Below are 21,078 nucleotides of genomic sequence, written 5' to 3' on the forward strand. Positions count from 1 at the left end.
GCCGAGCCGGCGGACGGGACCGGTCAGGTGCGTGCGGCGCGGGCGTCGTACCCCTCGCGGGCGTCCCGGACCGCGCACATCCGGGCCTCCACCCAGTGCGCGAGCGCCGACACGTACTCGGCGGCCTCCAGCCCGAGCGGGGTGAGGCTGTAGTCGACCCGGGGCGGGATCACCGGATGGGCCTCGCGCAGCACGAAGCCGTCCCGTTCCAGGGTCTGCAGGGTCTGCGCGAGCATCTTCTCGCTGACGCCCGACACCCGGCGGCGCAGCTCGCTGAAGCGGTAGCCGCGCTCGCGCAGGGCGATCAGCACCAGCACCCCCCACCGGCTGGTGACGTGCTCCAGCACGCCCCGGGACGGGCACATGCGGTCGTACACGTCGGGCGCCCGGTCGAGGAAGGACAGGCCGTTCTCCATTACCTCCATGTCAGTACCCTACGTCGAAGTGCGTACTATCCAGGAGTTAGTGCCGTTCCTAGGGTGAGTGTCGAAGTCGGTGCGGCCCGCGAAGGCCGCGGAATCACCCCAGGGAGCGCACATGTACGTCGTCACCGGAGCCACCGGACAGCTCGGCCGGCTGGTCGTGGAGGGGCTGCTGGCCGCCGTGCCGGCGGAGCGGGTCGCCGTGGTGGTCCGCGACGCGGCCCGGGCCGCGGACTGGGCGGACCGCGGCGTGCGGGTCCACGTGGCCGACTACGACGCCCCCGAGACGCTGGCCGGAGCGTTCGGTGCGGGCGACCGGGTGCTGCTGATCTCCGGGAACCAGATCGGCAGCCGGGTCGCCCAGCACGGCGCGGTGATCGACGCGGCCGCGGCCGCCGGCGTGGCGCTGCTGGCGTACACCAGCGTGCTGGCCGCGCCGACCGCGACCTTCCGGATCGCCGAGGAGCACCGGGCCACCGAGGAGCTGCTGCGCGCGTCCGGGCTGCCCTTCGCGCTGCTGCGCAACGGCTGGTACACGGAGAACTACCTGGCCGCCGCGGCCGCGAACGTCGCGAGCGGCGAGGTCTTCGGCAGCAGCGGTGAGGGCCGGGTGGCGAGCGCCGCGCGCCGTGACTACGCGGACGCGGCCGTGGCCGTGCTCACCGGTGAGGGGCACGAGGGCCGGGTGTACGAGCTGAACGGCGACGCCGACTGGAGCATGGCGGAGTTCGCGGCCGAGCTTGCGGCGGCCTCCGGCAGCCCGGTGGCGTACCTCGACGTCGCGCCGCAGGAGCAGGTGCGCCGGCTGGTCGCGGCGGGGCTGCCGGAGGGCTTCGCAGGGCTCTTCCCGGACACCGACGCGGCGATCGCCCGGGGCGAGCTGGCGCGGCGGGGCGACGACCTGGGCCGGCTGATCGGCCGCCCGACCGTCCCGCTGGCCGAGTCGGTCCGGGCCGCGCTCGGGGTCTGACACCGGCCCGTGCCGCCCGTGCCGTCCCGTACCGGCCCGACGTCTCCGCAGGTCAGAGCCTGTCATGACCAAAATGCGGAAACGGAGATGACAGTCTGCCCTCCCGCCCGCTACCGTCACCTGGACACACGTGCGCGCGGAGGGCAGGCGGCCATGCCGGAGACAGATCAGGACAGCGGAAGAGGCCTCTGGTACGGCTTCGCGGCCTACGGCATCTGGGGGCTATTCCCGCTGTTCTGGCCACTGCTGGAGCCCGGCGCCGCCGACGACATTCTGGCCAACCGGATGGTCTGGTCGCTGCTCGCCGTCGTCCTGTTCCTGGTCGCCCAGCGGCACTGGAACTGGATACGCCCGCTGCTGCGCCAGCCCCGCCGACTCGCCATGCTGGCGGCCGCGGCCGCGGTGATCTCGGTCAACTGGGGCGTCTACATCTGGGCCGTCAACGCCGGGCACGTCGTCGAGACCAGCCTCGGCTACTTCATCAACCCGCTGGTCACCATCGCGTTCGGCGTCCTCGTCCTCAAGGAGCGGCTGCGCCGCGGGCAGTGGGCGGCCGTCGGCATCGGCGCGGCGGCCGTCGCGGTGCTGAGCGTCGCCTACGGGCGGCTGCCGTGGATCGCCCTCACCCTCGCGTTCTCCTTCGCCACGTACGGCCTGCTGAAGAAGAAGGTCGGGCTGAGCGGGCTGGAGAGCCTGGCCGCGGAGAGCGCCTTCATGTTCCCGTTCGCGCTCGGCTACCTGATCTACCTGGAGGTCAGCGGGCGCGGCACCTTCGGCCACACCGTCGCCGGCTCCTACGGCTGGGGGCACTCCGCGCTGCTGGTGCTCAGCGGGCTGATCACCGCCGTCCCGCTGCTGTTCTTCGGCGCGGCGGCCGTGCGGGTCCCGCTGACCGTGCTCGGGCTGCTGCAGTACCTGGCGCCGGTGTTCCAGTTCCTGATCGGTGTCGCGGTGTTCCACGAGTCGATGCCGCCCGCCCGCTGGGCCGGTTTCGCGCTGGTCTGGGCCGCGCTCGCGGTGCTCACCTGGGACGCGCTGCGCCAGCTGCGGGCCGACCGCGCGGGGCGGGCCGCGGCCGTGCCGCCGCCCGCCACCGCCCCGGCCCTGCTCAAGGGCTGAGGCCCCGCTCAAGGACTGACGTCCTGCTCAAGGGCTGAGGCCCGCCCGGCTCGGGCGCGCCCGGTTCCGGGTGTCCGGCCGGGTGACACACGGCCGCGTGTGTCACCCGGCCCGCTGCTGCGCCGAGCCCGGCCCGGCCCGGCGCGCCGCTCAGGCGCTGATGTCCCGGCTGGTGAACCGCGACCAGGCCGCCGCGCCGAACACGGCCACGTAGGCCGCCTGCAGACCGAGGTCCTTCCACACGGAGTCCCAGTACATCGGCTCCCGCAGCAGGTCCGCGAAGCTGAGCCAGTAGTGGGTGAACAGGAACGGCCGTACGGCGTCCAGCTGCGGGAAGGCGTCCAGGATCTGCACCGTGACCACCAGCCCGACGGTGGCGGCCATCGCCGCGATGCCGCTGCCGGTCAATGTGGAGACGAACAGTCCGATCGCCACCAGCCCGGACAGCGAGACCGCCACCACGCCGGCCACCAGGACCGCCCGCAGCAGCGCGTCGCCGAAGCCGATGGTGTCCCCGGAGATCAGCGTGACCTCGCCCAGCGGGAACAGCGCGGCACCGGTGGCCAGCGCCGCCAGCGCGACCGCCGCGGTGGCGGCCAGGCAGAACACCAGGCCGGCGGTGAACTTGGCGGCCAGCAGCCTGGTCCGCCCGGCCGGCGCGACCAGCAGGTAGCGCAGCGTCCCGGTGGCGGCCTCGCCGGCCACCGAGTCGCCGGCGACCACGCCGACCGTCATCGGGAGGAACACCGGCAGGGCCACGGCGAGCGCCGTGAACACCAGGAACAGGCCGTTCTGGGTGGTCTGGGCGATGAAGTTCACGCCTCCGCCGCCCTCGTGCGGGCTGTCCGTGTTGAGCTTGACGACCACGCCGATCAGAACCGGCAGCACCGCCAGGATCCCCAGCAGCACCTTGGTGCGCATCCGGCGGAAGGTCAGGTGCAGCTCGTTGCGGAACAGCGCCAGGAAGCCGGCCGCTGTCTGCGGGCGCCGCCCGACGGCGACCGCCGGCACCCCGGAGGCCGTGGACCCGGACGCCGTGGCCCCGGGCAGCGTCGCCCCGGGCGGCGCCGTCTCAGCCTGCGACATCGAAGCCCTCCCCGGTCAGCGCCACGAAGGCGTCCTCCAACGTGCCCCGCTCCAGCCCGAACCCGTGCACCCGCACCCCGGCCTCGACCAGCGCCGCGCACAGCCTCGGCAGCGCCTCCTCGGCCGGTGCACCGGCGGTGCCGGTCGTGCCGAGCTCGCCGTCCACCCGCCCGTCGCCGGGCACCAGGGCCAGCACGCCGCGCGCGGCCAGCACCTCGGCGGCCTGCGCCACGTCCGGCGTGCGGACCACCAGCCGGCCCTGGGCCCGGGCGGCCAGCTCGGCGACGGTGCCCTGCACCAGCAGCCGGCCGCGGGACATCACCGCCGCGTGGGTGCAGACCTGCTCGATCTCGTCCAGCAGGTGCGAGGAGAGGAACACCGTGGTGCCCTCGGCCGCCACCTCCCGCACCAGCGCCCGGATCTCGCGCATGCCCTGCGGGTCCAGCCCGTTGGTCGGCTCGTCCAGCACCAGCAGCTCGCGGGGCTGCAGCAGGGCCGCGGCCAGGCCGAGCCGCTGCTTCATGCCGAGCGAGTACGCGCGGGCCTTCTTGCCGGCGGCGGCGCTCAGCCCGACCCGTTCCAGCGCGTCGTCCACCCGCCCGCGCCGGGTCCGCGGGTCCGCGGTCGGGTCGGCGGCGTCGAAGCGGATCAGGTTGTCCCGGCCGGTGAGGAAGCCGTACAGCGCGGGGCCCTCGATCAGTGCGCCGACCCTCGGCAGCACGGTGGCGACGGACTGCGGCATCGGCTCGCCGAGGACGGCCGCCGAGCCCGAGGTGGGGGCGATCAGGCCCATCAGCATCCGGATGGTGGTGGTCTTGCCGGAGCCGTTCGGTCCGAGGAAGCCGAAGACGGAGCCGCGCGGCACGGTCAGGTCCAGGCCGTCCACGGCGAGCTGGCCGCCCCGGAAGCGCTTGGTCAGGCCGCGGGTCCTGATCACGTCGTCGGTGCCGGTGCCGGTGCCGGTGCCCGAAGGGGCCGGCGAGGCGGGGGAGGAGGGGGGAGCGGGGGAAGCGGGAACCGGGGCCGGGCGCTGCTCGGCGCCCGGGCCCCCGGCCGACTCCGTAACGTCCCCCGTTACGGGAGCCTTGGTCATCCGTCAGTTCACCCCGGCGGCGTGCTGCAGCACCGGCAGGGTCACCGCACCGGCGAAGACCCGGCCGTCGTCGGTGACCAGGACGTTCACCACCTTGGTGCTGATCAGCGTGCCCCCGTTGACGGGCTTGCCGAGCGACTTCACCAGCGCCTGCGGGTTCAGCGCCGGGCCGCGGTCGCCGTGCTTGCCCTGCTTGCCCTGCTTGCCGTCGGTCTTCGGCGCCTCGACGGTGCCGTCGGGAAGCTTCGCGGACACCACGGCCGTCCAGCCCTCGCCGACCACGTTCACGCCGTCGTGGCCCCGGCCGGCCTCGCCCTTGCCGGCGTTCTCCCCGCCGGCCCGGCCCTTCCCGGCGGCGTCCTCGCCACCGGCGCCCGGCGCGGATCCCCCGCCGGCCTTCTCCTCCGTCACCTTGGCGCCCTTGGGGACGGTGAAGTCGAAGGTCTTGCCGGCCGGCTTGGCGAAGGACACGTCGGTGAAGCGGACGTCCAGCACCGTCGAGCCGTCGACGCCCTTGACCACCACGGCGAGCGGCACGCCGTTCTCGGCGGCCACCGAGATCCGGACCTCGGCGACGGTCGAACCCGACTGGGTGGGCTTGACGCTCAGCTGGTACGCCTTCTGCCCGGCCACGTTGGCGGTGCCGGAGACGGTGACCGCGGTGGTGCCCGCGCTCCCGGTCAGGAACTGCCGGGCCGCCTCCTGCGGGGTGGTCGGCACGCCGGTCAGCGGCGCCCCCGGGTGCGCGCCCCCGGTGCCGGCGGCGTGCCGGGCGGCCTGGCCGGTCAGGTGCAGGGCCGTGTTGGTGGTGCTGTCCCAGGCCCAGGCCTGGTCGCCGTTGTGCACGACGGTGTAGCCGGACATGTTCTCCATCAGGTCCACCCGCTGGCGGTCCGGGCCGTCCACCGCGATCCGCAGGGTCTGGTCGCCGCCGAGCAGCCCGAGCAGCTTGGCCTGCGGATCGGCCGCGGAGGAGTCCCCGCCGCCGCGCCCGGCCGCCGCGCCGATCCCGCCCGCCGCCGCCCCGAGCAGCTGGGTCGGCAGGCCGAGGTCGGTGGAGACGGACACCGTGCCGGAGAGGGTCTGCGCCTCGGAGCCCAGCGCCTTGGCCACCACCTGTTCCGCGGTCAGGGTGGGCAGGTCGGGCGGGGAGTCGGCGGCCAGCGCGGGCACCAGCCCGATCCCGGTGGCGATCACCGCGGCGATGGCCAGCGGCACCCCGGCCCGGATCGCGGTGCGCCGCCGCGAGCGGTACGGCACGCCGCCGTCCACGCTGTCCCCCGCCGCCGTGTCATTGGTCATGGCGTCCTCAACTCCTCTACGAACGCGAGCGATTGGCTGTACCCCTCCATTAGAGGGCGCACCACCGGCGCCGTCATCGCCCTGCAGGGCCAGTTCGGGGTAAACCTCCCGGGTACATCGACCCTGAGACGCCCTCAGGGTTGACTCCTCCCGACGTACCACACCTGGCGTAGGGTCGCGCCATGGACGGAACCGCCGTGGACGCAAGCACCCCCCCGACCGCGAACGCGATGCGCCGTGCCCTGCGCCGCGCCCGGGACGGCGTCGCCCTCGACGTGACCGAGGCCGCCGTGCTGCTCCGGGCCAGGGGCGACGACCTGGTGGACCTCTGCGCGAGCGCCGCCCGGGTCCGCGACGCCGGACTGGCGGCCGCCGGTCGCCCCGGCGTCATCACCTACTCCAAGAGCGTCTTCATCCCGCTCACCCGGCTGTGCCGCGACCGGTGCCACTACTGCACCTTCGCCACCGTCCCCGGCCGGCTGCGCCGGGACGGCCACGGGATGTTCATGTCCCCCGACGAGGTCCTGGACGTCGCCCGGCGAGGGGCCGAACTCGGCTGCAAGGAAGCCCTGATCACCCTCGGCGACAAGCCCGAGGACCGCTGGCCCGAGGCCCGCGAGTGGCTGGACGCGCACGGCTACGACGACACCATCGCCTACGTCCGGGCGATGTCCGTCCGCATCCTGGAGGAGACCGGCCTGCTGCCGCACCTCAACCCCGGGGTGCTGAGCTGGACGGACTTCCAGCGGCTCAAGCCGGTGTCCGCCTCGATGGGCATGATGCTGGAGACCACCGCCACCCGGCTGTGGAGCGAGCCCGGCGGCCCGCACCACGGCTCGCCCGACAAGGAGCCGGCCGTCCGGCTGCGGGTGCTGGAGGACGCCGGGCGCAGCTCCGTCCCGTTCACCAGCGGCCTGCTGATCGGCATCGGCGAGACGTACGCGGAGCGCGCCGAGTCGCTGTTCGCGCTGCGCCGGATCTCCCGGGCGTACCACGGGGTCCAGGAGCTGATCCTGCAGAACTTCCGCTCCAAGCCGGACACGGCGATGCGCGGCATGCCCGACGCCGAACTCGACGAGCTGGTCGCCACGGTGGCGGTGGCCCGGCACCTGATGGGCCCGACCGCCTGCCTGCAGGCGCCGCCGAACCTGGTGGACGGCGAGTACGAGCGGCTGATCGCGGCCGGTGTCGACGACTGGGGCGGCGTCTCCCCGCTCACCCCCGACCACGTCAACCCCGAGCGCCCCTGGCCGCAGATCGAGCGGCTCGCGGAGCGCTCCGCGGCGGCCGGCTTCGAGCTGCGCGAGCGGCTCGCGGTCTACCCCGAGTACGTGCGGCGCGGCGAGCCCTGGCTCGACCCGCGGGTGCTGCCGCACGTGCGGGCGCTGGCCGACCCGGACACCGGGCTGGCGAATCCGGACGCGGTGGTCCGCGGCCTGCCGTGGCAGGAGCCCGAGGACCTGCCCGCCTCCTACGGGCGGACCGACCTGCACACCGCCGTCGACACCGAGGGCCGCACCGGTGACCGCCGGGCCGACTTCGAGGACGTCTACGGCGACTGGGAGGTGCTGCGCGAGCAGGTGCTCGCCGAGGGCGCGCCGGAGCGGCTCGCCGGGGACCTGCGCGAGGCGCTGGCCGTCGCCGCCGACGACCCGACGCGGCTGACGGACGACCAGGCACTGGCCCTGTTCCACGCCGACGGCCCGGCCCTGGACGCGCTGTGCCGGATCGCCGACGACGTCCGCCGCGCCGCCGTCGGGGAGGACGTCACCTACTGCGTCACCCGGAACATCAACTTCACCAACGTCTGCTACACCGGCTGCCGCTTCTGCGCCTTCGCCCAGCGCCGCACCGACGCCGACGCCTACACGCTGTCGCTGGAGCAGGTCGCCGACCGGGCCGCGCAGGCCTGGGAGGTCGGCGCCACCGAGGTCTGCATGCAGGGCGGCATCCACCCGGACCTGCCGGGCACCGCCTACTTCGACATCGCCCGTGCGGTGAAGGAACGGGTGCCCGGCATCCACGTGCACGCCTTCTCGCCGATGGAGGTGGTCAACGGCGCGACGCGCACCGGGCTCTCGGTGCGCGACTGGCTGCAGCGGGCCAAGGAGTCCGGCCTGGACACCATCCCGGGCACCGCGGCGGAGATCCTGGACGACGAGGTCCGCTGGGTGCTCACCAAGGGCAAGCTGCCCGCCGCCACCTGGGTCGAGGTGGTCACCACCGCGCACGAGCTGGGCATCCGCTCCTCGTCGACCATGATGTACGGGCACGTGGACACCCCGCGGCACTGGCTGGGGCACCTGCGGCTGCTCGCCGAGGTCCAGCAGCGCACCGGCGGCTTCACCGAGTTCGTGACCCTGCCGTTCATCCACACCAACGCGCCGGTCTACCTGGCCGGGATCGCCCGGCCCGGCCCGACCGCCCGGGACAACCGCGCGGTGGTCGCGATGGCCCGGCTGCTGCTGCACCCGCACATCCCCAACATCCAGACCAGCTGGGTCAAGCTGGGCGCCGAGGGCGCGGCGGAGATGCTGCGCTCGGGGGCCAACGACCTGGGCGGCACGCTGATGGAGGAGACCATCTCGCGGATGGCCGGTTCGGCGTACGGGAGTTACAAGTCGGTGCGGGACCTCCAGGCGATCGCCGAGGCGGCCGGTCGGCCGCACCGCCAGCGCACCACCACCTACGGGGAGGTGCCGGCCGAGCGCCGGGCCGCGGCGCTGGCCTCGGACGGGCACCTGCCGAAGCTGCTGCCGGTCCTGGACTGACGGCCGTCCCCGGCCCGCCCCGGGGCCCCCGGAACCCGGGGTGGGCTTCCTCGGGCTGCTGGAGACCATCGCCGCGGTGGGCGTCCTGGGCCAGGACGGCACCTGCCCGCGTTGAACGGCCGCGGGCGTACCGCTCGCCGAGCACGTCGGCGTCCACGGCGGTGGCACCGGCCGGGAGGCGGTCCGGGGTGGCCGGCCGTCGCCGCGGGACGGCTGATCGGCAACAGTTTGTTGAAGCGCTGGTGTGCGAGGGATCCCGTCGATACGTTCGGACCTTCGAATACAGTGCCAGGGCGCGACCGGCCGTGCCCCGCGCAGCCCCCACCCCGAGGAAAGGCGCCCCGTCGTGATGCCACTGTGGTCACGCGCCCAGCAGCAGGACTTCCGCAGCCGGGTGCGGGGCTGTCTGCTCGGCGGCGCCATCGGTGACGCGCTCGGCGCCGGCGTCGAGTTCGAGCCGCTCGAGAAGATCCGCGCCCAGTACGGGCCTGCCGGCGTCACCGGCTACGTCCCCGCGTACGGGCGCACCGGCGCCGTCACCGACGACACCCAGCTCACGCTGTTCACCGTCGACGGCCTGATCCGCGCCCACATCCGCCGCGACACCGGCAGCTGGCACCCGCCCACCGACCTGCACCTGGCCTACCTGCGCTGGGCCGCCACCCAGCACGACTGGGGCCCCGACGAGCGCCGCCCCGACCTCGGCTGGCTCGGCCGCGAGGAGTGGCTGTACGCCCGGCGCGCCCCCGGTCAGGGCTGCCTGACCGGCCTCACCGGGCCCGACGGCGAGCGCCTCGGCACCGTGGAGCGGCCCAAGAACCCGCACTCCAAGGCCTGCGGCACGGTGGTCCGGGCGGCGCCGTTCGGGCTGCTCACCACCTGGGAGCCCGGCCTGGTGTTCCAGCTCGCCGTGGAGTGCTCGGTGCTCACCCACGGCCACCCCACCGGCTACCTCGCGGCGGGCGCGTTCGCGGTGATCGTCCAGAGCGTCGCCCGCGGCGGCACGCTGGAGGAGGGCGTCCACCTGGCGCTGGCCCTGCTCTCCGAGCGGCAGGCGCACGAGGAGACCACCGCCGCGCTGCGGGCCGCGCTGGACGCCGTCCGGGCCGGCGAGCCGTCCGCGGACCGGGTGGAGGCCCTGGGGGAGGGGTGGGTCGCCGAGGAGGCGCTGGCGATCGCGGTCTACTGCGCGCTGGTCGCGCACGACGTGCGCTCGGGCCTGCTGCTGGCCGTCAACCACTCCGGGGACAGCGACTCCACGGGGGCGGTCTGCGGCAGTCTGCTCGGAGTGCTGCACGGCGACACCGCGCTGCCGCCCGGGCTGGTGGCCGGGCTGGAGGGCCGCGGCGCGATCCTCGAACTCGCCGACGACTTCGTGCTGGAGCTGATGCACGGCGCCGAACTGCACGACCCGCGGAGCCCGGAGGGTTCGGCCTGGGCGGTCCGGTACCCCGTGGTGCGCTGACCCCGGGCCGGGCGCGGCCCCGCAGTGGGGCGTCGCGGGCCGCCGGGAACGGCAGTTGCCCGTAGCGTCGGCCGCCGCCACCGGGCGACGGGCACCGCTACGGGCAACTGGGCCGAGCACGGAGCCGGATCAGAACCCGCCGAACACCCCCGCCGCCGCGGCGCTGGCGAACGCGTTCCAGGCCTCGGTGGAGAAGTGCAGACGTGGTCCCTGAGGGTCCTTCGAGTCCCGTACCGCCACCGCCCCCGCGGCCGGCGTGGCGATCTCGACACAGGCGCCGTTGCCGCCGCTGTGACTGCTCTTGCGCCAGCGGGTTCCGTGCTCGGAGGTGCTCATCAGTGGTATCCCTCTTCAATCTCAGCTATCAGTGACCGGCTCTCCGCCACGCCGAGCGCCGCCGCCCTCAGGTAGTCGTACAGACCGGTATAGCGGCGCACGTCGGCCTCCTTCTCCAGGTAGAGATCGCTCGTCACCCCTTCGAAGTAGACAACCGTGGAATCGGCTGACTCGGGGAACTCGAGCAGGGAGAATGTCCCGGTCATGCCGGGATGGGCGCCGTGCGAGAACGGGATCACCTGGATGGTGATGTTCGGACGCTGGCTCAGCTCCATCATGTGCTTGAGCTGCTGGGCCATCACCTCGCGGCTGCCGACCTCGCGCCGCAGCACCGCCTCGTCTATGACGGTCCACAGGCTGCCCAGCTGGTTCTCGCCCTGGACGCGGTCCTGGCGCTTCATCCGGACCTGCACCCTGCGCTGCACGGCGAGCGCGTCGGTGTCCGGCTGGGTGCCCTCGACGACGGCCTGGGCGTACTGCTCGGTCTGCAGCAGCCCGGGGACGAAGGAGGACTCGTAGGCGCGGATCGAGGAGGCCTCGGCCTCCAGCCCGATGTAGACGCTGTACGGGGTCGGCATGTCGTTGAAGTCGTGCCACCAGCCGCGCTGGCGGGACTCCTTGGCCATCTCCATCAGGCTGGAGCGCATCTGTTCGTCGTTCACGAGGTAGACGTCGCAGAGGTCGCGGACGTCCCGCTGGCTGATGCTGCGGCGGCCGTTCTCCAGGCGGCTGATCTTCGACTGGGAGACCATCAGCCGGCCGGCCACCTCCTCCGCGGTCATCCCGAGCCCCTCGCGGAGCTTGCGCAGTTCCGAGCCGAGACGTCGGCGGCGCACGGTGGGATTGATGTTGGCGGACACGTCGACCTCCGGCCGGACCTCTGGTGATCGTTGGAACGGCAGCCCTCGGAACACTTCGGACATTGGGACCAACCCCCCTGACTCGGAGCAGCATGTCACCTTGGGCCAGGTCGGCGCCGGGGAATCACAGCAGCGCAGTAGAACAGATCGTCGGAAAAGCACTTCTGTGAGACGGCGAGGGCCGGCCCGTGGTAATGCGGCTCAACGGCTCGGACTCATCTTGCTACTTGTCTACACCGGCGGCGCACGTGCCGGTGGCACATGCGAGGACAGGCTCCGCCGGACGTCCCCCGGTGCGGGCCGTGGCGGGCTCGCCGGGGGACGGCAGAGGGGCGGTCACCGCGCGACTTCCGTCGCGGGGCGACCGCCCCTCCGTGCTCTCTGGTGGCGCGGGTGGTGCGGGTGGTGCGTCGGGTCGCTCAGCGCCGTCGGGCGGCGTGTGCGCGGTGGCGCGCGCCGCCGGGCGCGAGGCCGGGCGTGTCGTGCGGGCCCTGCGGATGGTGCGTGCGCCGCGGACGGTGCCCGACGCGCACCGGGCCCGGACCGGTCACCGCCCCGGGCCGCGTGCCGCCCGCCGGGGCGGCGGACCCGCTCAGCGGACGCCGACCCTGGACGCGGCGACCCGCCCGCCGGAGCCCCGGCCCGCCGCACGGGCCGTGGAGCGGCCGGTGGCGGTCGCGGAGCCCTGGGACGAACGGTTCTGCTGAGCCGGCAGGCCGTTCTGCACGTCCATCACGGCGTGCGCGACCATCCCGCCCAGCGGGTCGTACCGGATCAGGTCGCGCAGCCGCGACCGCGACGAGCGGCCCTCGTTGCCCGGGTACAGGTGCTTGCCCAGGCCCACCGAGTGCGCCAGCGCGGCCAGCGCGGCCGTCCGCGGGTCCGGCGGCACGCCGGTCCGGATCGCGGTGTCCAGCCGTTGCTTGATCGCGGCGTTGGTGCAGTCCTCCGACGCCTGGTAACGGGTCGTCGGCAGCACCCCGCACACCTGGCCCGGCACGGCCGTGACCATGCCGCAGCGCTCCAGGTGCGCCAGGTACGTCTGCCGCAGCCCCAGCCGGGGCCCGCCGATCCAGTGCGCCGCACGGACCGGACTGCCGCGTCGGCGCAGCAGCTCCAGTGCGTGGTCCAGCGTCGGGTCGCCGGTCGGCCGTGCGAGCACGACGGCGATCCGGTCTCCCTCAGGTACGATCCGTCCGGCCAGGGACAGCTCGACGAGCTGCGCCCCGGCGAGTCCGAGGTCGAGGGTCTGCGGCTGCGCCGTGGTACCCGTGGTCGGGTCCAAAGCGAGCAGCAAGAGTTCCTCGGGAACAGTTCTGCGGCTCTTGCCCATCCAAGCCTCCCCGCGTGGATGAGAGACAGGGTGACGCCTCTCACACGGGCTTGTCGAGTACGCCTCCGAATCGTGACCTTGCGGTGAAGGCGGGGAACCGGGAACGGCGGGCCCTGCGTCTGACCGGTGAACAGACCGCGGTACGGCCGTGCGGCGGCAATAAGGGCCGGTCGGGCGGGGTGTGCGCGGCGGGATCGGCCGCCGGTGGCGGAGACTGTACAGGTACACGGGGCGGGGCGTCGGCTTCCCGAAATCGGGTCTGCCGGTGCCCCGCCGGGCGTTGAGGAGGCTGGGATACGTGGGCGAGTCCCCCGACAGGGTGCTGAGGGACGGCGAGCGGGCGCAGGAGCGCGAACGCGAGGGGGCCGGGGCGGCCGCCGGCACCGGTGCGGACCCGGACGGCAGCACCGACCGGGAGGCCGCCCCCGCGGCGGGTGACACGCCCGGGGCGGGGGCCAAGCGCGGCTCGACCGTACAGCTCCGTGTCCGGGATGTGGACAGCAGGACCACGATGCTGCGGCTCCCGGTGGACAATGCGACCACCGCGCTGCGGCTGCCCCCGGAGCCGGCCGAGCCCTCGGACGACGGGAGTTCCGGAGGCGGGGCCCGGGAGGCCGACGACGCGTCGGCCGAGGGCGCCACGGAGGAGAAGGCCGGGCGCCCGGCTGGCGCCGACCCGCGTCTCGCCATCCGGACGGGCGCGGCGAAGCCCGCGAAGGCGGCCGCGAAGCCGGCGGAGCCGGTCGCGGAGTCCGCGGCGGAGGCCGGAGCGGGGGGCGACGCGCCGAACCCCGGCGCGCCCGCCGGGGCCACCCGGGCCGCGGAGCCGACGGCGGCCGAGGCCGACGGGGCCGACGCGGCCGCTCCGAAGGCCGCGACCGACGGTGCCGCCGCGGCGACCGAAGCCGCCGGGGCCCCCGAAGCCGACCGGGCCGCCGGACCCGCCCCGAGCGCGGTGCCCGCCCGGCCGGTGCGGCTCGCCAAGCCCGCCGAGCCCGCCCGGGCCGAGGAGCCGGAGAAGCCCGTGCCGCTGCGCGCCGCGGGCTCCTCGGCCGGCACCGTGCCCGAGCCCCCGGCGCCTGGCCCGCTGCCCGAGCCGGCCCCCGTCCCCGAACCGGAGCCCGAGCCGCACCCGGCGCCCAAGCCCCTGCCGGAACCCGAGCCGGCCCCGGAGCCGCTGCCGAAGCCGGCCCCCGCTCCCGCGCCCCGGCCCGCCCCGGCGCCGAGCCCGCTACCCCGGCCCGACCCGCAGCCGGTGCCGCCCGTCCCGCCGCTGCCGGGGCCCGAGCCGCTGCCCGCCCCGGAGCCGCTGCCCTCGCCGGAGAACACCGCCGAGGCGATGGACGTGCTGGCCACCCTCAACGCGCGCCCGGTCTCGCCGCTGCGCCGCGCGCTCAAGCGGGTGACCATCTGGACGGTCTTCCTGGCCGTCGTGCTCGGCGCGGTCGTGGTGGCCCAGCTGCTGCGCCCGCTGCCGGACGCCAAGGTCCGGATGAGCGCCGCGGGCAGCTACGGCTTCTCCGGCGACCCGCTCGACCTCGCCTGGCCCGCCAAGGGCCAGTCCGCGGCCGAGGTGGTCGGCGTCGGCAGCCTCGGCAGCTCCGGTCAGGAGACGCCGGCGTCGATCGCCAGCGTCACCAAGGTGATGAACGCCTACCTGGTCCTGCAGAAGTTCCCGCTGAAGAAGGGGGAGAGCGGCCCGAAGATCACCGTCGACAAGCAGGCCGCTCAGGAGTCCGGCAACCTCGACGAGTCGCGGGTGCCGCTGACCGAGGGCCAGGTGCTGACCGAGTACCAGGCCCTGGAGCTGCTGATGCTGCCGTCCGCCAACAACGTGGCCCGGCTGCTCGCCCGCTTCCACTCCGGCTCCGAGGAGGCGTTCGTCAAGCTGATGAACGACACCGCGGCCAAGTTCGGGATGGGCAACACCACCTACGCCGACCCGGCGGGCTACAACGCGGACACCAAGTCCACCGCCAAGGACCAGCTGAAGCTGGCCGAGCAGGTCATGCAGGACGAGATCTTCCGGCAGATCGTGTCCACCCCGGACACCACCTTCGGCAACCAGAAGATCAACAACACCAACAACCTGATCAACCCGAAGACCGGCGTCATCGGCGTGAAGACCGGGTCCAGCACCCCGGCCGGCGGCTGCCTGATGTGGGCCGCCTACAAGGAGGTCGGCGGGGTGAAGCGACTGATCCTCGGCGTCACCCTCGGCCAGCCGGCCACATCCGCGGCTCCGGGCGACGGCATCCTGCCCACCGTGCTGAAGGTCAGCGGCAAGCAGATCCAGGCCGCGCAGACCGGGCTGACCGGCCAGACCGTCGTGAAGAAGGGCGACGTCGTCGGCACGGTGGACGACGGCCTCGGCGGCAAGGTCCCGGTCGTCGCGACCAAGGACCTCGTGGTGGCCGGCTTCCCCGGCGTCACCGGCACGGTCACCCTGGACACCGGCAAGGTCGGCCACACCGCCAAGGCCGGCCAGCAGGTCGGCACGCTGCGGGTCGGCGCGGGCGACGACCGGGTGGAGGTCCCGGTGGCCCTCCAGACGGACCTCAACCCGCCGTCCATCCAGTCCAGGCTCGTCCGCGTGCTCTGAGCCGCCCGCCCCGGGCCGCGCCCCGCGCGGCGGTCCGGGGCCCACGGGACGCCCGAGGGAGAGCCGGACCGAGCGGCTCCCCCTCGGGCGGCTCCACACGGCCGCGGCCCGTCGCGCCGGGCGTCCCGGCGTGGCGCCGGCCCTAGCTGTCGCGGTCGAGCAGCGCGACGGTGAACCCGCCGACCGGCGTCACCTGGTCCGGTGTGCCGTACCGGGCCCGCAGCGCCTGCGCCTCGTCGTCCGGGACGGCCGTGAGCGGGTCCCGGGTGTCGCCGAGCACCAGCAGCCAGATCCGCGCGCCCTGCCCCAGGCAGGAGGCCGGCAGGTCGCAGACCGCGGGCGACAGGTCCTCCGCGTCGTCGGCGCTCTGCGCGACGAACACCGGGTACGGGTGGACGTCCGACGGGAGGTAGTAGCTCACCCCCGGCCAGACCATCGCCCAGGACTGGTCGCCCAGCGGGGCCGCCATGCCGTCCCCGGCGCGGTAGCCGGCCGCGATCACCGCGGCGGCCGCCCGGAACGGCTCCTCCGAGCCGTTGTGCGAGCCCACGTAGCGCACCGCGGGCTGCTTCGGCAGCGCCGCCGCGGCCGGGACGGCCAGCATCCCCACGGCCAGCGCACCTGCAGCCACCCGGGCCCCCGAACGGAGGCGCAAGCGCCCGGCCAGGCCCGTCGCGAAGCCGTACGCCGCGCCGACCCCGCCGCCGGCCAGCACCGCCCAGGCCGGCATCGTGAAGAGCAGGTAGCGCTCGATGAAGTACGAGGTGTCCCCCTGCGACACCACCCACACGCCCACCACCGGCAGCTCCGCGAGCAGCAGCGCCTGCCAGGCCTGCACCCGCCGGCCGGGCAGCAGCAGCACGGGCAGCGCCAGCACCGCGAAGGCGTAGAACACCAGGTGCGAGCCGAACAGGTGCTCGCCGAAGTGCAGCAGGCCGCCCGCCGACGGCTTCTCGATCCAGCCCAGCTGCCGGTCCGACTGCCGGCTGCCCAGCAGCACCACCGGCAGCACCGGCAGGGCGGCCACCAGCACCGCCAGCGGGTACCGCCACAGCAGCCGCCGGTCCACCGACCCGCGGGTGCGCCACAGGTGCAGCAGCACCAGCGCGGCCTGGCCGGCCACCGTGCTGAACGAGATCAGGTGGCCGGCTCCGGCCAGCGCCATCGCCACGCAGTACGGCGCCCAGCGGCGCCAGGTCGGCTGCTCCAGGGCCCGCAGCAGGAACCAGGTGGCCGCCGCGATCGCGCAGGTCACCAGCGCGTAGGCGCGGGCCTCCTGCGCGTACCGGGAGACCTCCGGCGGCACCGTGAAGAGCAGCCCCGCGCCGACGGCCGCCACCCGGTTGCCGAACATCCGCTCGGCGGTCAGCGCCACGAACGCGGCCGCCCCGGCCATGGCCAGCACGGACGGCATCCGCAGCGCCACCGTCGAGTCGCCGAACACCGCCGTCCAGACGTGCATCACCAGGTAGTAGGCGCCGTTGCTGGCGTCTATGTGCTGGAGCAGCCGCAGCAGGTCGCCCAGCGACCGGGTGGCCACCGTCCAGGTCGCCATCTCGTCCCGCCACAGATCCGGCGTCCCCAGCCGGTACCCGCCCACCGCCAGCATGACCACCGCGGGCCACAGCCACACCTGCCCCAGCAGTCGGACCACCGGGCGCCCAGCAGGTCTCATCGGGTCCTTCGTCTCCTTCGTACGGCGGGCCGGCGGATCGAACACTTTCCCGCAGGCTACTTGACCCGCCCTGACGCCCCGTCGGCACCCGCGCTCACGGCCGCGCCGGCGCCGGCCCGGTGACCGGGCCGTCACGGACCGCGCGCGCAGCGGACGCGCTCGGGACGCGCAGGGCGGCTCCGGGGCACCCCTGGCCGGAACGGTCCAGGGACGTTTCCGGCCAGCCGGATTCCCTTCCACCGCCGCTGAGCTGCGACGAAGCTAGTGATCGCCGCCAGGGAGCACCGCTCCGGACGGCGCCGGAGGAACCGTCACCGCGGGACGCGACCACCGGACCCACTCAGCCGTCGCACCCGTAAGAAGAGGACACCGTCATGCTCCGCACCGTCATCGCCAAGGCCGCCGCGGTCGCCACCCTCACCGTCGTCGCCCTCGGCACCGCCGTCGCCGCCCAGGCCGCGACCGCCCCGCCGACCACCGCCGTGGTCGCCGGCGACATGATCTGGGGCTGACGGTCCGCGAGGACCCGGGAGCCCCGAGCCCTCGGAAGACCCGAGGGGCCGTGACGGCCGGCAGGCCGTAGGGCCGCACCACCCGCCGCACCGCCTCGCCGCACGATCCGGAAGCCCCGGACCCCCGGAACCCGTCCGGACCCGACCCGACCGGCTGCTCCTGCAGGGCAGCCGTCCCCCGGGTCCGCACCCGGGCGCCGCACGCCGGTCTCCCGGCACCGCCGCGCCCCCAAGTCCCGGCACCGCCGCTCCGCGGCGTCACCGGTCGGCCGTTCCCGCAGGCCGGCCGACCGGACGCACCGCACACAGCGCACCGCACGCCGCAAGCCGCAAGCCGCGTGCACGGTCGCCCTCCGTCGTCGGGCCCCACCGCCACCGCGGCCGGGCCCAGTCACCAGCCTCCCTCCGCTCCCCCTGGAGATCCGTCATGCCCGTGAACCGCACCAAGCTCGCCAACGTCGCCATGGCCGGTGCCCTCGCCCTCGGCGCGGCCGTCTCGACCGTCTCGCTGACCACCCAGGCGCACGCCGTGGGCAGCTCCTCGGTCAACGGCGCGATCAGCCGGGACGAGATCATCGCCCGCGCCCAGAACTGGGTCGACCAGGGCGTGCCGTACAGCCAGAGCCTGTGGCACAGCGACAGCAACGGCTCCTACCGGCAGGACTGCTCCGGATTCGTCTCGATGGCGTGGCACCTCGGATCCAGCCGGGTCACCTCCACCCTCGACGACGTGTCCACCAAGCTCGGGAGCCTCGACGACCTGAAGCCCGGCGACATGATCGACAACATCAGCACGCACGTCGTGCTGTTCGCCGGCTGGACCGACGGCAGCCACAACACCGCCGTCATCTACGAGGAGCCGAAGCCCGGGCTGACCGCGCGCAAGACCACCTACTCGCGCAGCTACCTGATCTCCGGCGGGTACATGCCGTACCGCTACGACAACACCGTCGACAGCGCCCCGCTGCCGCCCAAGCAGAACGCCGTGGGCTGGGGCGCCCAGGTGGTGGTGAACGGCGGCGGCAACGTCTTCCACAGCACCCGCTCCTCCAACGGCTCGTGGACCGGCTTCGGCAACGTCGAGAGCGCGGCCGGCGACATCGGCGCCGTCCAGTCCATAGCGGACGCCGGCATCAACGGGGACACCCACGTGCTCGCCGTCGGCGGCGACGGGAACATCTACCACACCATCCGCCACTCCGGCGGCTCCTGGGACCGCTTCAGCGACATCGGCCCGCAGACCAACCAGCTCGGCAGCGTCACCAAGGTCTCGGCGGTCTCGATCGGCGGCGACCTGCACGTCCTCGCGGTCGCCAACGGCAGGCTCTTCCACACCGCGCGCCTCGCCAACGGCACCTGGATGCACTTCGGCGACATCACCCCGGCGGGCGGCCCCGTGACCAGCGCCTCGGCGGCGAGCGTCAACGGCGTACTCCAGGTCGTTGCCGTCTCGGACGGCACCGTCCTCCACACCGTGCGCGCCGTCGACGGGAACTGGTCGGGCTGGGGCAACGCCTACGACGCCGCCGGGAACATCGGCCCCGCCCAGGACGTCGCCGTCGCCGGCACCGGTGCCGACGCGCAGATCGTCGTGGTGACCAACGACGGCCGGCAGTTCCACGGCGTCCGCTACGGCAACGGCAGCTGGCAGCAGTTCGCCGAGCTCGCCCCCGTGATCGGCTCGTTCACCGCCAACCGGGTCAGCGCCGCCAACGTCGACGGAGAGTTCCAGGCCGTCTTCATCACCAACGACGACCGGATCATGCACACCATCCGGGACGGTGCCGGCAGCTGGGACCCGGCGGCCCCGATCCAGCTGAACGGCGTCAGCGGCAACCACTACGCCGTCTCCATCGGCGGCACCTACAACTGACCGTCCCGCCCGCCGGACCCACCCGCCGGCCCACCGCCGCCGCTCACCCGCGGTGGGCCGGCACCCCGCCGCCCACGCTCACCGTCGCGCCGCTCGCCGCCGCTCACGCCCCGCCGCGCGACACCGCCGCTCAGGCCCCGCCGCTCCGCCCGCCCCCGGCTCCGTCCCGCGCGAGCCGTCCCCCTCCGAGAAAGAGGACCCGATGTCCCGCGCACCCCGCCGCCGCGCAGCCGCGCTCACCCTCACCGCGCTGGCCGCCCTGACCCTCTCCACGGTCGCCACCGGCTCCGCCCAGGCCGCCTCGGTGGCCACCTGGGACCGCGTCGCACAGTGCGAGAGCAGCGGCAACTGGAGCTACTACAAGGCTGGTTGGCAGTTCTACGGCGGCCTGCAGATCACCAAGAGCACCTGGGAGGCATTCGGCGGCACCCAGTACGCACCGCTGCCGCACCAGGCCACCAAGCAGCAGCAGATCATGACGGCGGAGCGGATCCTGGCCGGCCAGGGCACCGGCGCCTGGCCGAGCTGCAACGCGGGCCTGGGCAGCGACCACGCCGACCCGTACCCGGGGCCGACCACCCCCGTCAGCAAGGCCGGTGACCTGTACCACGCGACCCGCCTCGCGGACGGCAACTGGACGTCCTTCAGCCCGCTGAACGGCTACGGCGGCGCCGCCTTCTTCAACGGCACCCAGGACGCCATCGCGGCCACGCCGGACGGGTCGACCCAGACGCTGGCCACCGGCGCCGACGGGAACCTGTACCACACCGCCCGCTACACGAACGGCTCCTGGACGGGCTGGGCGCCGGTGGACGGCTACGCGGGCGCCGCGCGGTTCGCCGCCCAGGGCGAGGCGATCGTCGGCATGTCGAACGGCGACAGCCAGCTGATGGCCATCGGCAAGGACGGGAAGATCTACCACAACGCCCGCTACGCCTCCGGTAGCTGGCAGGGCTGGGCGCAGGTCGGGGACTGGGGCGCCCAGAAGATCGCGGCCGCGAGCCTGCCGGACGGCAGCATGCAGGTGCTGATCGTCGGCTACGACGGCAACGTCTACCACAACGTCCGTTCCGTGAACGGCTCCTGGCAAGGCTGGAACGCCGTCGCCGGCTTCGGCGCGGACACCTTCCAGGCGAAGGACGTCGCGATAGCCGGCCTGCCCAACGGTGACGCGCAGCTGCTGGCCTCCGGCAGCGACGGCAAGCTCTACCACAACATCCGCCTCGCGAGCGGCTCCTGGCAGGGCTGGGGCGCCGTGGACGGCTTCGGCGGCGCGGCGGGCTTCCAGGCCACCAGCTTCGCGATCACCGGCATGCCGAGCGGCGACACCCAGCTGATCGCGGTCGGCAACGACGGCAAGGTCTACCACAACGCCCGCTACGCCTCCGGCACTTGGCAGGGCTGGTGGAACACCACCTTCGCTGGGCAGAAGGTCTCCATCGCCGGCATGCCGGACGGCGGGGCCCAGATGGTCGTCTCCCGGGGCTGACCCGCCCCCCGCGGTGGCCCGTCGGGTGCGACCGCAGACCGCGGCGGCCACCCGCCGCGGGGCCCCCCCCCGGCCCCCCCGGCCCGGGGGGCCCCCCGCCCCCCCCCCCCCACAACCCCCCCCCCCCCCCCCGCCCGCGCCCCCCCCCCCACACAGGGCCCCTGACCGCG

Annotated in this window: 16 protein-coding genes; 8 read left to right on the top strand and 8 right to left on the bottom strand. The window is 74.3% G+C overall.

The annotated features are described in order from the left end of the window. Window positions 1-23: 23 nt before the first annotated feature. Window positions 24-425 carry a winged helix-turn-helix transcriptional regulator gene (locus tag ACIRS1_RS22790; protein WP_402842715.1) on the bottom strand — a complete coding sequence of 134 codons (402 nt, stop codon included), beginning with the start codon at window positions 423-425 and terminating at the stop codon, window positions 24-26. A 112-nt stretch (window positions 426-537) separates the two neighbouring features. Between ACIRS1_RS22790 and ACIRS1_RS22795 the strand changes: the two genes are divergently transcribed. Beyond that, window positions 538-1,392: an NAD(P)H-binding protein gene (locus ACIRS1_RS22795; RefSeq protein WP_402842718.1), complete on the top strand. Its 855-nt coding sequence runs from the start codon at window positions 538-540 to the stop codon at window positions 1,390-1,392. Window positions 1,393-1,545: 153 nt separating this feature from the next. Next, complete coding sequence (gene rarD / locus ACIRS1_RS22800) at window positions 1,546-2,511, top strand: EamA family transporter RarD (protein WP_402842721.1); 966 nt, start codon at window positions 1,546-1,548, stop codon at window positions 2,509-2,511. 150 nt (window positions 2,512-2,661) lie between these two features. On the opposite strand, the gene ACIRS1_RS22805 is transcribed toward rarD, so the two are convergent. Genes ACIRS1_RS22805 through ACIRS1_RS22815 form a run of 3 tightly spaced genes read right to left on the bottom strand, consistent with a single transcriptional unit; the run spans window position 2,662 to window position 5,992 of the window. Continuing rightward, on the bottom strand, window positions 2,662-3,597 hold the full coding sequence (locus ACIRS1_RS22805) for an ABC transporter permease (RefSeq protein ID WP_402842723.1): 936 nt from the start codon (window positions 3,595-3,597) through the stop codon (window positions 2,662-2,664). Next, entirely contained in the window at window positions 3,584-4,690 is a 1,107-nt protein-coding gene (locus ACIRS1_RS22810) for an ABC transporter ATP-binding protein (RefSeq protein WP_402842726.1), read from the bottom strand. Before ACIRS1_RS22810 ends, ACIRS1_RS22805 begins: the two co-directional genes overlap by 14 nt. Before the next feature lie 3 nt (window positions 4,691-4,693). Beyond that, window positions 4,694-5,992 (bottom strand): outer membrane lipoprotein carrier protein LolA, encoded by a 1,299-nt coding sequence (locus ACIRS1_RS22815; RefSeq protein WP_402842729.1) that lies wholly within the window; start codon window positions 5,990-5,992, stop codon window positions 4,694-4,696. Window positions 5,993-6,189: 197 nt separating this feature from the next. On the opposite strand from ACIRS1_RS22815, the gene ACIRS1_RS22820 reads away from it, so the two are divergent. After that, window positions 6,190-8,763 carry a bifunctional FO biosynthesis protein CofGH gene (locus tag ACIRS1_RS22820; protein WP_402842730.1) on the top strand — a complete coding sequence of 858 codons (2,574 nt, stop codon included), beginning with the start codon at window positions 6,190-6,192 and terminating at the stop codon, window positions 8,761-8,763. A 349-nt stretch (window positions 8,764-9,112) separates the two neighbouring features. Further along, entirely contained in the window at window positions 9,113-10,228 is a 1,116-nt protein-coding gene (locus ACIRS1_RS22825) for an ADP-ribosylglycohydrolase family protein (protein WP_402842733.1), read from the top strand. Window positions 10,229-10,357: 129 nt separating this feature from the next. Here the strand turns inward: ACIRS1_RS22825 and ACIRS1_RS22830 are convergent, their stop codons facing one another. From ACIRS1_RS22830 to ACIRS1_RS22840, 3 genes are all read right to left on the bottom strand, one after another. Further along, window positions 10,358-10,564: a DUF397 domain-containing protein gene (locus ACIRS1_RS22830; protein ID WP_360213535.1), complete on the bottom strand. Its 207-nt coding sequence runs from the start codon at window positions 10,562-10,564 to the stop codon at window positions 10,358-10,360. Beyond that, the gene (locus tag ACIRS1_RS22835; RefSeq protein ID WP_360213537.1) at window positions 10,564-11,424 is read right to left on the bottom strand and encodes a helix-turn-helix transcriptional regulator; all 861 of its coding nucleotides are present in this window, start codon (window positions 11,422-11,424) and stop codon (window positions 10,564-10,566) included. Before ACIRS1_RS22835 ends, ACIRS1_RS22830 begins: the two co-directional genes overlap by 1 nt. 592 nt (window positions 11,425-12,016) lie before the next feature. After that, on the bottom strand, window positions 12,017-12,757 hold the full coding sequence (locus tag ACIRS1_RS22840) for a GPP34 family phosphoprotein (protein ID WP_360213539.1): 741 nt from the start codon (window positions 12,755-12,757) through the stop codon (window positions 12,017-12,019). 298 nt (window positions 12,758-13,055) lie between these two features. Between ACIRS1_RS22840 and ACIRS1_RS22845 the strand changes: the two genes are divergently transcribed. Next, window positions 13,056-15,359, top strand: coding sequence for a serine hydrolase (locus ACIRS1_RS22845; RefSeq protein ID WP_402842737.1), 2,304 nt, complete (start codon window positions 13,056-13,058; stop codon window positions 15,357-15,359). A 142-nt stretch (window positions 15,360-15,501) separates the two neighbouring features. On the opposite strand, the gene ACIRS1_RS22850 is transcribed toward ACIRS1_RS22845, so the two are convergent. Beyond that, a complete protein-coding gene (locus ACIRS1_RS22850) occupies window positions 15,502-17,034 on the bottom strand; it encodes a glycosyltransferase family 39 protein (protein ID WP_402842739.1) in 1,533 nt (510 codons plus the stop codon). A 374-nt stretch (window positions 17,035-17,408) separates the two neighbouring features. On the opposite strand from ACIRS1_RS22850, the gene ACIRS1_RS22855 reads away from it, so the two are divergent. The 3 genes from ACIRS1_RS22855 (at window position 17,409) to ACIRS1_RS22865 (ending at window position 20,908) form a co-directional block, all read left to right on the top strand. Then, complete coding sequence (locus ACIRS1_RS22855) at window positions 17,409-17,546, top strand: hypothetical protein (protein WP_360213545.1); 138 nt, start codon at window positions 17,409-17,411, stop codon at window positions 17,544-17,546. 427 nt (window positions 17,547-17,973) lie between these two features. Continuing rightward, window positions 17,974-19,419: a hypothetical protein gene (locus tag ACIRS1_RS22860; RefSeq protein WP_402842742.1), complete on the top strand. Its 1,446-nt coding sequence runs from the start codon at window positions 17,974-17,976 to the stop codon at window positions 19,417-19,419. Window positions 19,420-19,621: 202 nt separating this feature from the next. After that, window positions 19,622-20,908, top strand: a complete 1,287-nt coding sequence (locus ACIRS1_RS22865; protein WP_402842745.1) for a transglycosylase family protein — start codon at window positions 19,622-19,624, stop codon at window positions 20,906-20,908. The last annotated feature ends 170 nt before the right edge of the window (window positions 20,909-21,078 follow it).

This window comes from Kitasatospora sp. NPDC101176, from assembly GCF_044768035.1.
Lineage (GTDB): Bacteria > Actinomycetota > Actinomycetes > Streptomycetales > Streptomycetaceae > Kitasatospora.

Excerpts from the sequence above, each read along its gene's own strand:
- ACIRS1_RS22815 (WP_402842729.1), bottom strand. The coding sequence starts at position 5,992 with ATGACCAATGACACGGCGGCGGGGGACAGCGTGGACGGCGGCGTGCCG.
- ACIRS1_RS22865 (WP_402842745.1), top strand. The coding sequence starts at position 19,622 with ATGTCCCGCGCACCCCGCCGCCGCGCAGCCGCGCTCACCCTCACCGCG.
- ACIRS1_RS22855 (WP_360213545.1), top strand. The coding sequence starts at position 17,409 with ATGCTCCGCACCGTCATCGCCAAGGCCGCCGCGGTCGCCACCCTCACC.
- ACIRS1_RS22825 (WP_402842733.1), top strand. The coding sequence starts at position 9,113 with ATGCCACTGTGGTCACGCGCCCAGCAGCAGGACTTCCGCAGCCGGGTG.
- rarD (WP_402842721.1), top strand. The coding sequence starts at position 1,546 with ATGCCGGAGACAGATCAGGACAGCGGAAGAGGCCTCTGGTACGGCTTC.
- ACIRS1_RS22795 (WP_402842718.1), top strand. The coding sequence starts at position 538 with ATGTACGTCGTCACCGGAGCCACCGGACAGCTCGGCCGGCTGGTCGTG.
- ACIRS1_RS22860 (WP_402842742.1), top strand. The coding sequence starts at position 17,974 with ATGCCCGTGAACCGCACCAAGCTCGCCAACGTCGCCATGGCCGGTGCC.
- ACIRS1_RS22805 (WP_402842723.1), bottom strand. The coding sequence starts at position 3,597 with ATGTCGCAGGCTGAGACGGCGCCGCCCGGGGCGACGCTGCCCGGGGCC.
- ACIRS1_RS22810 (WP_402842726.1), bottom strand. The coding sequence starts at position 4,690 with ATGACCAAGGCTCCCGTAACGGGGGACGTTACGGAGTCGGCCGGGGGC.
- ACIRS1_RS22790 (WP_402842715.1), bottom strand. The coding sequence starts at position 425 with ATGGAGGTAATGGAGAACGGCCTGTCCTTCCTCGACCGGGCGCCCGAC.
- ACIRS1_RS22830 (WP_360213535.1), bottom strand. The coding sequence starts at position 10,564 with ATGAGCACCTCCGAGCACGGAACCCGCTGGCGCAAGAGCAGTCACAGC.
- ACIRS1_RS22840 (WP_360213539.1), bottom strand. The coding sequence starts at position 12,757 with ATGGGCAAGAGCCGCAGAACTGTTCCCGAGGAACTCTTGCTGCTCGCT.
- ACIRS1_RS22850 (WP_402842739.1), bottom strand. The coding sequence starts at position 17,034 with ATGAGACCTGCTGGGCGCCCGGTGGTCCGACTGCTGGGGCAGGTGTGG.